Origin of the sequence: Qipengyuania pacifica, from assembly GCF_019711555.1 — a bacterium.
Classification (GTDB): domain Bacteria; phylum Pseudomonadota; class Alphaproteobacteria; order Sphingomonadales; family Sphingomonadaceae; genus Qipengyuania; species Qipengyuania pacifica.
Genome location: NZ_JAIGNQ010000001.1, coordinates 142,878 through 157,058, shown reverse-complemented (window position 1 = coordinate 157,058; position 14,181 = coordinate 142,878). Strand labels below are relative to the sequence as shown.

Sequence of the window (14,181 nt, the reverse complement as noted above, 5' to 3'; positions counted from 1 at the left end):
CAAAAGTTATTAACCGTATGCGGACACTTTCTTAACTCCTGACCCCGTACGATACCGGGCATGTGGACGCGTTTTGCCTTTCTCGCAGCCCTTGTGGCGATACCGGCTTCCATTGCATGGGCGGCTTCTGTCGGCCCGGTCCGGGTCCAGGTGGTCGATGAACGCGGTTTGCCCGTGCGCGATGCCGTGGTCGAACTGGACGCTGCAGGCGGACGCGCAGGGCGCATTACCTTCCCCTGGCGGATGGCGATGGCGCAGCGGAACGAGCAATTCGCGCCCGGCACACTGGTGGTCGCACGTGGCAGCACCGTGGCCTTTCCCAACCTCGATAAGGTGCGCCATTCGATCTACAGCTTTTCGAAGCCTGCGCGCTTCGAGATCGACCTGTATGGCCGGGACCAGACCAGAACCCATACCTTTCCCATTGCCGGCGCCGTGGCGCTCGGGTGCAATATTCACGATGAGATGCGCGGTTATATCCGCGTGGTCGATACGCCCTTTGCAGGCAAAACCGATGCCAACGGCTACGTGACCTTGGCCAATGTGCCGTCGGGATCGGCCAAGCTGACCGTCTGGCATCCCCGACTGCGCGGTCCGGGCGGTGAAATGTCGAAGCAGATTTCCGCATCGGGTAATCACAAGGTGGCGGTGCGTCTGCGGTGATGGCCATGCTCACGAAAATCAAGTTGCCGCGCTTCGCGTCGCTGAAGCTGCGGATTGCCATACTTTATGCAGGCCTTTTCGCGGCAGTGCTGGCGGTGGTGCTGGCGCTGGTCAACGTCAGTATCGAGCGTTTCGGGGAGAACAGCGCGAGCCGCGATCTCGCCGCCAGTGCGCGCGTTTTCGACGAGATTATCGAACTGCGCGCGCGGCAGATGCGCGGTGCGACAGATGTTTTGGCGCGCGATTATGGGTTTCGCGAAGCCCTGGCGACGGAGGATGAGGCGACGCTCGCCAGCGCCTTGCGTAATGTACGTGACCGGACGAATGCCAGTTCCGCATTCGTCGTTGGGCTCGACGGGGACATAATTGGTGATGGCTCGGGCGCACTTCCTCCGGCAGAACCGATCTGGTTCGCTCTGGACTCGGGCGAAAACAAAGGGGTGATCCAGCTCGGCAACACGCTTGCGCTTGCCGCTGCGTCGCCGATCGAGGTGCCGGATCTGATGGGCTGGCTGGTCCTGGCATCGCCGCTCGACAAGGCGGAAATGGCACGGCTGGGCGAATTGGCGGCGGTCGATTTCCACTCGGAAGTCCTGCTCCACGATGACTTGCCGGAAATAGCAGCCTCACAGCCGCCGGGGACCGTGATTGAAGCTCACGACGAAGCCCGAAATCTCTTCCGCGTCAGCGTTCTTCCAAGCCTGCAGGATGGGCTGGATCCTCGCCTCGTTCTGCGCCACTCGCTGGCATCGGCAATGGCGGAATATGCCGTGCTGAAATATCTGATCGTGCTGGTCGGTACATTGGGACTGGCGCTGGTCGTGGCACTTGGGTGGCGGATCGCGCGCGGCATTACCAAACCGCTGTCCGCGCTTGACGATGCCGTCCGGCAGTTCGGCCGCGGCGAAGAAGCCGTATTGCAGGCCGAAACCGACGACGAGGTCGGCCGGCTTGCGACAAGTTTCAATTCCATGGTCGAGGCAATTGCGGAACGCGAACGCGAGATCATTCATATCGGCTTGCACGACGGGCTCACGAACCTGCCCAACCGCAAGCTGTTCGTCGAACAGCTGGGTCAGGCTTTGGCGCGGCGAAAGGATGGCGAACGCGTCCTTGTCGCATATTGCGATCTCGACGATTTCAAGGTGGTCAACGATACGCTGGGCCATCCAGCAGGCGATACCCTGCTTCGGCAGATTGCCGCGCGTCTCAACTCGGAACTCGGCAATGCGCGGATTGCGCGCCTGGGCGGGGACGAGTTCGCCGTTCTTACGGTGGTCGAGAACGAGAACGAAAGTCTGCTCCCCATTGCTCAGCATATCCAGAACTGCTTTGCCCAACAGGTAGAGATCGGCGGCCATACGGTTGATTGTTCGGCCAGCGTGGGCGTCGCGGTCGCGCCCATAGACGGCGAAACCGGCGTCGACCTTCTGAAGCATGCTGACCTTGCGCTCTACCGGGCCAAGCGTGGGGGCAAATCGGACTTCCATTTCTTCGAGCCGTCGCTCGATGAACAAGCCCGTGTCCGCCGGGAGATGGAACTTGATCTTCGCCTGGCCATAAAAGACGGCGGCTTCGAGCTCTATTTCCAGCCGCTTTACAGTCTCGCGCGGGAAGAGCTGGAAGGGTTCGAGGCTCTGATCCGCTGGAACCACCCCAAGCGCGGCATGATCAGTCCTGCAGAGTTTATTCCACTGGCCGAAGAGACCGGCTTGATACTGCAAATAGGCGAATGGGTCGTGCGCGAAGCATGCCGATCGGCGCGCGAATGGCCGGAGCATCTGTCGGTCTCCGTCAATGTTTCGGCGAAACAGTTCTCGACACCCGGTCTCACGACGACGATCTTGCAGGCGCTCACCCAATCGGGCCTCAGACCGAACCGGTTGGAGCTGGAAATTACCGAGAGCATATTCATTGCCGATGTCGAAAAGACATTGAGTACGCTTCACAAATTGCGGGATCTCGGGGTCCGCATCGCCTTGGATGATTTCGGCACCGGGTATTCCTCACTCAGCTATCTGCGCAGTTTCCCGTTCGACAAGGTCAAGATCGACCAGAGCTTCGTGCGCGATCTGAACGTGGAGGGGAACAATGCCCACGCGGTCATTCGGGCGATCACCACGCTTGCATCAGCGCTGGGCATGCGCACGCTGGCTGAGGGCGTCGAGTATGCCGAGCAACGTGAAATTCTGAGGCGAGAAGGGTGCGAATATATCCAGGGCTTCCTTCTCAGCAGGCCGGTGCCTGCGAGCGATGTTGCTGCGCTCATCAACTGCCGGGATGTCGGGGGATTGCTCCGCGCGGTCGGATAAAGTCACCTGCATCCGTATTCATGCTGCCCACGAAGCTCGTTTCTTGACACAAAGGCCGCCTTGCCGCGGAACTCGCACCCGGATCCAGGGGTAGAGTAGAGCAATGGCAGAAACGACAATCGAACCGACCCTCGCAAGTCTGAGCGATCGCCTCAGGGTGCTCCATCGCCAAACTCGCGAGACTCCGCTCTTCAATCCGGTTTTCCAGCTTTCGCTCGATATCTCGCGTAAGCTCGAGAATGGCGAACTGGATATCGGACAGCTTGCCGGGTTGGTCGATGAACTCGAAGCGCAGTCGCTCGATGCTCGCGCGTCACGATTGAAGAAGCTCCTTCGACCTGATCGCGCAGGTGAAAGGCTTTCGCAGCTCTCGGCCCCGAATGGAAATTTTGAAGCATTCAGAGCGTTCTGGGAACGTCCGCACATGCATGCGGTCTTCACTGCTCACCCGACCTTCCTGTTATCGCCGCAGCAGAGCGAAGCGGTTGCTGCCGCGGTCGGCAATGGCGGCAAGGCGACGGTGCGAGACGGTGAAAGGCCGGAAATTACCCTGCGGTACGAGCATGGGCGCGCGATGTCAGCGATGGCCCATGCGCAGGACGCGCGTGACAAGTTAGTCGCCACAGTATTACGTCGGGCGGGGGAGGCATTCCCCGACCGGTGGACCGAACTGCAACCGCTGCCGTTCCGGTTCGCCACCTGGGTCGGCTACGACATGGACGGGCGTACCGACATCAAATGGTACACTTCCATCGCTTTCCGCCTCGCTGAAAAGGCCGAGCGGCTGGGGCGTTACGCTGCCAGTCTGGAAGCGATCGATCCCTCGCACGAACTGATCGCCACATTGCGCTCGGCGCAGGAGCGGGCGCAGGCCAGCGCGGACGAATTCGCGGGCGACCTTTCCGCTCCCGAAGACATGTCGGCCGCGGCCAATCGCCTCACTCAGGACCATCCCGACAAATTGCTTTCTCTGGATCCGCTTATCGAGCGCCTGGAAGGCGAGGCGGACGATCAAGGTGTCGATACAGCGGTGGCGCTCCGCACGCTTGCGGCTGCCATGCGGGCCGATGGCTTGGGGATGGGGTGGATCCATTTCCGGGTGAATGCCAAGCAATTGCACAATGCCATCCGTACACGGCTTGGCGATGCGGCGGATATCGACCTTTCCAGCCGCGGGGCAGTTGCGGCGCTGCGAGAATTGCTCGCCGATGTCGAGCCGCAAAGCGCCAATTTCGCCAGCCTTGCCGTAGAAAGCTCAACTGCGATCAGGCAATTTCTCGTCATGACGCAGATATTGAAGCATGTCGATGCGGATGCGCCGATCCGCATGCTCGTGGCAGAATGCGAACAGCCGTCGACCGTGCTCGCCGCACTGTATTTTGCCAGGCTCTTCGGCATCGCGGACAGGGTCGATGTCTCGCCGCTGTTCGAGACCGAAACCGCGCTGGAACATGGGGGGCGTTTTCTTGACCTGCTGCTATCCGAACCTGACTATCAGGCCTATGCGAAAGCGCGTGGGCGGATTGCCATCCAGACCGGTTTTTCGGATGCGGGTCGGTTCGTTGGCCAGATCCCTGCAAGCCTCGCGATCGAGCGGCTGCAGGGTCGGCTGGCGGAAGCGATGGCGGCGAACGATCTCACCGACGTGGCCGCTCTGATCTTCGACACACATGGCGAAGGTATGGGCCGCGGGGCGCATCCTTCGAGCTTCGAAGATCGCATCGAATGGGCACTAAGCCCTTGGGCGCAAAGGCGTTTCGCGCGCGCCGGGATCGCGCTCGAACCCGAAGCCAGCTTTCAGGGCGGGGACGGTTATCTGCTTTTCGCGACCCCCGACATCGCGCTGGCGACGCTTACGCAGGTGGTTGCGCATAGTCCGGCGCATACGGATCCGGATGTGCCGACGGACCCGTTCTATCGCCGGACCGATCTCAGCCTGGATTTCTATCGGGCGATCAAGGAGCACCAGCGCGACCATCTGGAAAGCCGGACCTACAGCCGCGCGATCACCGCGTTCGGGCTGGGCCTCCTGAACGAGACGGGCAGCAGAAAATCACGCCGCCAGAGCGACTTATCCGCCGATCGCGAGATGAGCCTGCGGCAGATCCGCGCCATCCCGCACAACGCCATTCTGCAGCAGCTGGGCTATCCGGTGAACATCATAGCCGGGGTCGGTAGCGCGGCCGAAAGCCAGATCGAGGAGATGGGCGCCCTGCTTGCCGACAGCCCGAGAGGCATGCAGATCATACGTTTGATCCGGGCATCGAACGCCCTTGCAAGCATCAAGACAGTGGCGGCGTTCGGCGAATTGTTCAATTCGGCCTATTGGGCGAGCCGCCCCTATCGCGGGACCGAGCCGCATCTGGCGGAAGCCTGCGAAGCGCTGGCCGAATATCTCATCAAGGACGATCGCAACGGCGTGTTCCGCCGCCTGTCGTCCCGCCTGCGCGTCGATGCACTCAAGCTGCACCGGCTGCTGGACCTTGTGCCGGACGACGATCCGCATCCCGAACGGGAAAGCGTGCGCCGCGCGATCGGCGTCTTGCAGGCCGTGCGGCTGGCGCTGCTGCAGCACATGTTTTTAAAGGTGGTGTCGGTGCCGGCCTTCAGCCGGGCCAACGACATCAGCCGCACCGATGTGCTGGAAATGGTATTCACGCTGCGGATCGACGATGCGCTGGCACAGCTGCGCCGCGCGTTCCCGACCAGTTTTCCGCGCAAGGACGACTTCGCGCTGGAGGAGCCCGGGCAGTATCCGATCGGCGCGGGCGAAGGCTATGCGGCGATCCGCGAGAAGTACATCGATCCGATCGAGCAGGCCTATGCACTGTGCCTGCGCATCTCGACTGCCATCGCCAATGAGTTCGGCGCGCACGGGTAATTACGGGGTTTCTTTGCGCACTACGATTCTTCGCGGAACGTCCATCGGCAGCGCCGGTTCTGGAAGGGTACGCAAACGCGAAGGATTCCAGCCATGGCCGATACCCCCAAATGCCCATTCACCACGACCGACGCCGGCATTCCGGTTCAGAGCGACGAACATTCGCTGACGGTCGGGCGCGACGGCCCCATCGTCCTCAACGATCATTACCTGATCGAGCAGATGGCGAACTTCAACCGGGAGCGCATTCCGGAGCGCCAGCCCCACGCGAAAGGCTCGGGCGCATTCGGTACGTATGAAACCACGGCGGACGTGTCGAAATACACCAAAGCGAAGATTTTCCAGAAGGGCGCGAAGGCCGAAGCGGCAGCGCGCTTCAGCACGGTTGCCGGTGAGCGCGGCAGCCCGGACACCTGGCGCGATCCGCGCGGCTTTTCGGTCAAGATCTATACCGAGGACGGCAATTTCGACATGGTCGGCAACAACACGCCGATCTTCTTCATTCGCGATCCGCTGAAATTCCAGCATTTCATCCGCAGCCAGAAGCGCCGGGCCGACAATGGCCTGCGCGATCATGACATGCAGTGGGATTTCTGGACCCTGAGCCCCGAAAGCGCGCATCAGGTCACTTACCTGATGGGCGACCGCGGCATTCCGAAGAACTGGCGCGAGATGAACGGCTATTCCAGCCACACCTACATGCTGGTCAATGAGGAAGGCGAGAAATTCTGGGTCAAGTTTCACTGGCACAGCGATCAGGGCGACGGGAATGCGCATCTGACGCAGGATGAAGCCGACAAGATGGCCGGGCAGGATGGCGATTATCACCGCCGCGACCTGTTCGATGCCATCGCGAAGGGCGATCATCCCAGCTGGACCCTGAAATGGCAAATCATGCCGTTCGAGGATGCCAAGACCTACCGCATCAATCCGTTCGACCTGACCAAGGTCTGGCCGCACAAGGATTACCCGCTGATGGAAGTCGGCAAGCTGACGCTGACCGAAAATCCGGTCGACTGGGACACCCAGATCGAACAGCTCGCCTTCGAGCCCAACAACATGGTCCCCGGTATCGGCCTGTCGCCCGACAAGATGTTGCTGGCCCGCGGATTTTCCTATGCCGATGCGCACCGCGCTCGGCTGGGGGTCAATTACAAGCAGATCCCGGTCAACCAGGCGAAGAATGCCGAGGTTCACAGCTATTCCCGCGCGGGACAGGGGCGCACGGTCAATGCCGTCGACCCGGTCTATGCACCCAATTCCTATGGCGGCGCCGGCGCGCAGCCGCAGGTTGGCGGCGAAGCGACCTGGATGTCCGATGGCGATATGGTCCGCCAGGCATATACGCTGCGCGAGGACGACGACGACTGGAGCCAGGCCGGTGCGCTGGTGCGCGAAGTCATGGACGACGCGCAGCGCGACCGGTTCGTCGACAATGTTGCCGGGCACCTTGCCGATGGAGTCAGCGAGCCGATCCTCGTGCGTGCGTTCGATTACTGGCGCAATGTGGACAAGGACATCGGCGATCGCATCGAAAAGGCAACGCGCGATCTGGTTGGCGGCAAGTCCAAGGCCCCCGGCATGGCAAGCGCAGAGTCCATCAAGGGCTATGCCGGCGTGCCGGCGACGTCGGATCTCGCCAAGGGCGAGGGCGACAAGAACGCAGCGAAGAACCTGCGCGAGCCGGCTCCTGCCAAGTAACGACATATAACCCGTCGAAATCGACGCGGTGGCAGATCGCCAGGTCCGGCAATGCCCGGGTCTGGCGATCATCGTATCGGAACAAGATAGATGCCTGAGCGGATTAGGGCTTTTGCTATGTGTCCGCATTGGTTACGCCACGCGGCATGGGTTCCATAATTCGACCGCTCGGCCTTCTGGGCGGGATACTTCTTGCAGGCTGTTCGCCAGAGGGCGCAGAACGTACGGAAGAGGCGATCCCGGTAGTGGCCGAAACGGTTCGCCTGTTGCCGGAGCAGACCCGGATCGAGGCAATCGGCACTGCGCGGGCTGTTACATCCGCCCAGCTTTTTCCCGAAACGGCAGGCCGCGTAACCCGCGTGATGTTTTCCGCCGGCGACTATGTGCAATCGGGCCAGCCGCTGCTGGAACTGGATGCGCGGCAGGAACGGCTCGCCGTGGATGCCGCGCGCGTTCAGGTGCGCGAAGCGGAGCAATTGCTTGGCCGATACCGGCGGATCGAAGATACGGGCGCAATATCCGAAAGCCAGATCGAAGCGGGAGAGACCGCACTTGATTCTGCGCGAGTGGCATTGCAGCAGGCACAGGTCGCGCTGGCGGACCGGACCATCCGGGCGCCGTTTTCGGGCCATATCGGGCTGACCGATGTCGATCCGGGCGACCGGGTGAGCGACGCGACCGCCATTGCCCAGCTCGACCAGCGTAGCCGCCTCTATATTGACTTCCCGGCACCCGAAGAGGTGTTCGCCTCGCTCCGCGAAGGGCAAGTGGTCGAGGCAGTGGCATTTTCCGAACCCGGAACCACGCGCGATGCACGCATCATCTCGACCGACAGCAGCATCACGAACGACAGCCGCAATTTCACCGCGCGGGCAGAAATTTCGAATTCGGACGATCGCCTGCGCCCGGGAATGAGTTTTCGCGTGACCTTCACGCGCAACAACACCAGCCGCCCTTCCGTCCCCGAAGAAGCCATAGTCTGGGGCGGCGAGGGATCGCATATCTTCGTGGTCCGCGACGGCAAGGCCGTACGCGTTCCGGTCACCATAACCTCGCGCCGCGACGGTCAGGTGCTGGTCGACGGCAAGGTCAATGCCAGGGACCGGGTAATCGTGAAGGGTGTGCAGAAGGTCCGCGACGGGCAGGCCATCCGCCTGGTGCGGCCGACCCGTGTGCCGGCCGAAGACGTCGAACTGCGGCCCAGCGGCCAGTACGAAGCCGGTAACGATGGCGGATAGATCCGACCTGCCGATGCTGGCGGTCAAGCGGCCGCTGCTGGTGGGCGTCCTCAATCTGCTTATCGTCATTGCCGGGCTTGCCGCCTTCGCCGGGATCGAAGTGCGCGAATTGCCCAATGTCGACCGGCCCATCGTGTCGGTTTCCGCGACCTTTCCCGGCGCCGCCCCCGAAACGATGGACCGGGAGGTGACGAGCATCCTCGAAGACGCGATCGCGCGCGTAACGGGGGTGAGGCAGATCCGCTCTTCCAGCGAGGAAAACAACAGCCGCATTCGCGCCGAATTCAATCCCGGGGTGGATCTGGACACGGCCGCATCCGATGTTCGCGAGGCGGTCAGCCGCGTGACGCGCGATCTTCCCGACAGGGTGGAACAGGTCAATATCGTCAAGGCGGATGCCGATGCGCAGCCGATCATGACGCTGGCCGTGTCGAGCGAACGTTATGGCGAGGCTGAGCTCACCCAGCTGGTCGAAAACGATGTCGTGCCGGAACTGCTTACCGCCGACGGCGTGGCGAGCATCGACGAGTTCGGCACCCGCGCCCTGCAGATGCGCGTTTCGGTAGACCCCGCGCGGCTCAACCGCTTCGGCCTGACCATGAGCGACGTTTCCACGGCGCTGGAAGGCGCGCCCTACGACGTGCCGGTAGGATCTTTCCGGTCCAACGCGCAGGAGCTGGTCGTGCGCGCCGATGCCAGTGCGACCGATCCCGGCCTTGTCCGCGACGTCATCGTGGCGGGCAACACGCGCATCGGCGATGTTGCGGACGTAACGCTGGCCCCTGCCGATGCGACCAATTTCGTGCGGCTGGACGGGCGCCCTATCGTGGGACTTGGCGTGGTGCGGCAGGCCAGTTCGAACACGATCCAGATTTCCGATTCCATCCGCGCGTCGGTCGACCGGATCAATGCGCGTTACGAGGACATAACCATCAGCATCGTGTCCGACGATGCCGATTTCATCAAGATTTCGGTGCGCGAGGTGCTGATCACGCTGAGTTTCACCGTGCTGGTCGTCGTGGGCACGATGCTGCTGTTCTTCCGCGCATGGCGGCCGACCGTGATACCGAGCACGACCATCCCCGTGGCACTGATCGGCGTGCTGGCGGGTATCTGGGCGCTGGGATTTTCGGTCAATCTGGTGACGCTGCTGGCGCTGGTGCTGGCAACGGGGCTGATCGTCGACGATGCCATCGTGGTGCTGGAGAATACCCAGCGCCTGCAGGACAAGGGACTGGGACGGCGAGCGGCCGCGGTTGTCGGGACCCGGCAGGTCTTCTTTGCCGTCGTGGCCACGACGGCGGTACTGGTATCGGTATTCCTGCCCATCAGTTTCCTGCCATCGGAAGCGGGCCGGCTGTTCCGCGAATTCGGTTTCGTGCTGTCTTTCGCGGTGATCATTTCATCCTTCGTCGCCCTGTCGCTGGTACCCGCGCTGGCGGCCAAGTTCGACCTGCGCACGAGCAGCGATCGATCCGACCGCCTGTCGCGCTGGGGATCGCGAATGCGCGACCGCTACATCGCCGCGCTCACCTGGTGCCTCGACCGCGGGAAAGCGGTGGTGGGCGGCGCGGTGCTGGTCACGGGCCTGACCGCGCTGCTGTTCACGCAGCTCGACAACGAACTGGTCCCCGATGAAGATCGCGGTGTGATCGAGGTCGATGCGACCGGCCCCGACGGCGTGGGACTGGACTTCATGGATCGCGAACTCGACGAGATCGAAATGGTCCTCCAGCCCTATCTGGACAGCGGCGAAATCGAGAGCACCTTTTCCATCGTGGGCAGGTACGATCCCAACCGGGTGCGCGTGACCGCGCAGCTTGCCGATTGGGGCGAGCGCGATCGCGGCCAGTCGGACATCGTCGAGGAGCTGAACGGACCGCTGCGTGAAATTCCCGGATCGCGGACCAATGCGCGCGGGCGCGGCACACTGAGTTTCGGCGGCGGAGGTGGCGGAAACATCGAAGTCGCCCTGACCGGCGCGGAATATGACCAGATCTATGCCTCCGCCCTGAAGCTGAGCGAGGCGATCGATACGCAATCCACCATATTGTCGAACCCCGACATTTCCTATCAGCCGACCCAGCCGCAGCTTTCGATCCGCATCGATCGCCAGCGGGCGTCGGATCTGGGCGTGGACCTGGACGATGTCGCCCAGACGTTGCGCGCGATGGTCGGCGGGGACGAGATCGTCGATCTGAACGTCGGCGATCAGGCCGTGCCGATCTTCCTGACATCGCAGGCGACGACGATCACCAATCCGTCCGATCTGCGCAACCTCTATGTCCGAACCGAAGGGGATGCGCTGGTGCCGATGTCGAGCATCACGCAGATCGTGGAACAGGGGGTCGCTGCCGAACTGAACCGCACCGCGCAGCGCCGCGCGATCGAGGTGGAAGCGGATATTGCCGAGGGAACACCCCTGCAGGACGCCATCGACGAGATCGAACGGCTGGCGGCAGAAACGGTCGCGGACGATACCGACATGATCCTGCAGGGCGATGCGGAAAGCCTCGAGGAAACGTCGAACGACGTCCTGCTGACCTATATGTTCGCGCTGGTGATCGTGTTTCTGGTGCTGGTCGCACAGTTCGAAAGTCTGACGAGCGCGCTCGTCGTGCTGCTGACCGTTCCCTTCGCGCTCGTCGCGGCGATCCTGGCGCTGTTCCTGTCGGGCATCTCGCTCAACATCTATTCGCAGATCGGGCTGGTGATGCTGATCGGCCTGATGGCGAAGAACGGCATCCTGATCGTGGAATTCGCCGACCAGTTGCGCCATCAGGGCCGCACTATCCGCGAGGCCGTGGAAGAGGCGGCGGCCATTCGCCTGCGGCCGATCGCGATGACGCTGATTTCGACCGTGGTCGGAGCAGTTCCGCTGATCCTCGCGTCAGGCGCCGGTGCCGAGGCGCGCCAGTCGATCGGCTGGGTGATCTTCGGCGGGCTGGGCATTGCCGGGGTCTTCACCCTGTTCCTGACGCCGGTGATCTATCTGGGCGTGGCGCGCTTCGGCAAGCCGCGCAGTGTCGACCTCGCCAAACTGCAGGAAGAGATCGACGACATCGACGAAGACATGACGATGGCACCTGCATGATCGCTGCGCGTTTCCATCTGTGCGCGCTCGCGCTTCTGCTTGGCGGATGTGCGGCGGTTCCTACCGACTTGCCCGAGGCGCAGATCGCTCCGCCGGAAAGCTACCGGGCGGACTTGCCGCCTGCCGGCATGGACGGCGTGTGGTGGCGCGCCTTTTTCGATCCGGTGCTGGATGCGCTGGTCGATCGCGGCCTTGCGGCGAACCTCGACATTGCGGCGGCGGAGGGACGACTGGCAGCCGCCGAAGCCCTGCTGCGGGCAGAGCGCGCGGACCGGCTTCCCACGATCGACGGATCGGCCGAAGCGAGCGTCGATGTGGGCGAGGGGACTTCGCGAACGGGTGCAAGTGCCGGGCTGTTCGGCACGTTCGACCCCGATTTCTCCGGGCGGCTGCGCGCGGAAGTGCGCGCGGCGGCGGCGCGCTATGCCGAGGCGGGATATATTCGTGCCGACCAGCGCCGCCTGATCGCCGCTGCCATCGCCGCGCAATATGTCGAATACCGCCGGACGGGGGCGCAGCTGGAATTGCTGGCGGAATCGACCGACCTCCAGCGGCAGACGCTGCGGATCGTTACCTTGCGCTTCGAAGCCGGGCTGTCGGCCAATCTCGACGTGCGCCGCGCTGCAGCCGATCTGGCGCAGACGGAAGCGCGGCTGGGCCTGATCGAGATCGCCCGGGCGCAGGCAGTCCATGCGCTCGCGATACTGGTCGGCGAGGCACCGGGGACGCTGGTGATTGCGGAGCCCGAAAGCGAGACGACGATACCCAATTACGGCGATGGACCACCGCTGGGCGGGCCCGCCAATCTGCTGCGGCGGCGCGGCGATGTGCTGGCGGCCGAGGCGAGGCTGGCTGCCGCGGCGGCGCAGGTCGGGATCGAGCAGTCCGATCTCAGGCCTTCGCTCGTCGTGCCGGGTTCGATCATCATCGGCGACGGCTCGATCGATGGCCTGTTCTCGGAATTTCTCGCAACGCTCGGCGCAGCGCTGGACCTTCCGCTGTTCGACGGTGGGCGGCGGCGGGCCGAAGTTGCGGCGGCGCGGGCGGAACTGGATGCGAGCCTGGCCGAATATCGCCAGGCCTTCCTGGAGGCGCTGGGCGAGGCCGAAACGGCGCTGGTCGCAATCACCGCCTACCGCGCCCGTGCCGGATCGCTATCCGAGGCGATCGAGCAGAGCGAGACCGCGCTCGGCCAGTCCAACGCCTTGTACCGCGAAGGGCTCGCCTCGCTGTTCGATGTGCTCGATGCGCAGCGCCAGCTGATCTCGAGCCGGGAATCGCTGCTCGACAACGAGGCAGCGCTCGCGAATGCGTTCATCGCACTCCACTCGGCAGCGGCCAGCCCGGATGGCGAAGCCGTGGCGGCTAGCGCTGGCGGCGCCCCTCCTCCGCAATGACGGCTGCCACTTCGGCATAGAGATCCGAAAAGGCTGCACTCGCGCGCCATGCAGCGGCAATGCTGCGATGCTGTTCCCACCCCGCCGGTTCGGCGATGCGCACTACATCGAGGCCGCCCGCTTCCGAGCGGATGTAGAAATGCGGGAGGATGGCCAGACCCAGACCTGACCCGACCATCTGTTGCAGGGCATCGAGGCTGGTGCCTTCGTAATCGGCCAGAATGGTGGCGCCTAGGTTCTTGCAGATGTCTTCGAGCTGGCGGTGGTAATGATGGCGATGATCGAGCGAGAGGAACATGCGACCAGCGAAATCTTCCTTCCGAAGTTCCGGCAGGGCCACCAGCGGATCGTCGGGCGGAGCGATGATCCGCAAACGTTCGCGGAACAGCGGTTCCACCCTGAGGCCCTTGCCTTCGATCGGCATGGGCGAAAGCAGCATGTCCAGTTGCCCCGCGGCCAGATCCGCCTGCTGCTTCGACGGAATGCCTTCGCGGATGAAGAGGCGAAGATCGGGATAGCGTTCGTGGAGGATCTTGATGACGCGCGGCATGAGATAGGGGCCGAGCGTAGGGCTGACGCCAAATCGTATCGTGCCGGCGGGGCGAGCGGCAATGTGATCCGCCGCATCGGTGAAGTCGCGCGTACTGGCAATGACCGTGCGGGCCTGCGCAAGCAGTTTGCGCCCGCTGGGTGTGAGTTGCATGCCCTTGGGCACGCGTTCGAACAACTGCAGGTCGAGCTTTCTTTCGAGCGCCCGCAACTGCTGGCTGAGAGCGGGCTGGGTCATGCCGAGCGCGGTGGCGGCTTCGCCCATATTGCCGATGTCGGCGAGCCTTACGAAGATATCGATCTGTTTGAGCGTCACCATGGCCAAAGTCATTAGTAAAACTTATCG

8 protein-coding genes are annotated in these 14,181 nt (G+C 63.0%); 7 read left to right on the top strand and 1 reads right to left on the bottom strand.

Annotated features, from left to right (window positions below; translation table 11 throughout):
• The first annotated feature begins 60 nt into the window (after positions 1-60).
• From K3177_RS00775 to K3177_RS00745, 7 genes are all read left to right on the top strand, one after another.
• Positions 61-663 (top strand): cupredoxin domain-containing protein, encoded by a 603-nt coding sequence (locus K3177_RS00775; protein WP_221596387.1) that lies wholly within the window; start codon positions 61-63, stop codon positions 661-663.
• Between the two features lie 5 nt (positions 664-668).
• The gene (locus K3177_RS00770; RefSeq protein ID WP_221596385.1) at positions 669-2,975 is read left to right on the top strand and encodes a putative bifunctional diguanylate cyclase/phosphodiesterase; all 2,307 of its coding nucleotides are present in this window, start codon (positions 669-671) and stop codon (positions 2,973-2,975) included.
• Between the two features lie 103 nt (positions 2,976-3,078).
• The gene (locus tag K3177_RS00765) at positions 3,079-5,856 is read left to right on the top strand and encodes a phosphoenolpyruvate carboxylase (protein ID WP_221596384.1); all 2,778 of its coding nucleotides are present in this window, start codon (positions 3,079-3,081) and stop codon (positions 5,854-5,856) included.
• Between the two features lie 93 nt (positions 5,857-5,949).
• Complete coding sequence (locus K3177_RS00760; protein WP_196846995.1) at positions 5,950-7,557, top strand: catalase; 1,608 nt, start codon at positions 5,950-5,952, stop codon at positions 7,555-7,557.
• A gap of 146 nt (positions 7,558-7,703) precedes the next feature.
• A complete protein-coding gene (locus K3177_RS00755; RefSeq protein WP_221596382.1) occupies positions 7,704-8,795 on the top strand; it encodes an efflux RND transporter periplasmic adaptor subunit in 1,092 nt (363 codons plus the stop codon).
• Complete coding sequence (locus K3177_RS00750; RefSeq protein ID WP_221596380.1) at positions 8,785-11,889, top strand: efflux RND transporter permease subunit; 3,105 nt, start codon at positions 8,785-8,787, stop codon at positions 11,887-11,889. The genes K3177_RS00755 and K3177_RS00750 overlap by 11 nt, the downstream gene beginning before the upstream one ends.
• Entirely contained in the window at positions 11,886-13,286 is a 1,401-nt protein-coding gene (locus K3177_RS00745) for an efflux transporter outer membrane subunit (RefSeq protein ID WP_221596378.1), read from the top strand. The genes K3177_RS00750 and K3177_RS00745 overlap by 4 nt, the downstream gene beginning before the upstream one ends.
• On the opposite strand, the gene K3177_RS00740 is transcribed toward K3177_RS00745, so the two are convergent.
• Positions 13,255-14,154 carry a hydrogen peroxide-inducible genes activator gene (locus K3177_RS00740; protein ID WP_221596376.1) on the bottom strand — a complete coding sequence of 300 codons (900 nt, stop codon included), beginning with the start codon at positions 14,152-14,154 and terminating at the stop codon, positions 13,255-13,257. The two genes, K3177_RS00745 and K3177_RS00740, sit on opposite strands and share 32 nt — an antisense overlap.
• Positions 14,155-14,181: the final 27 nt, after the last annotated feature.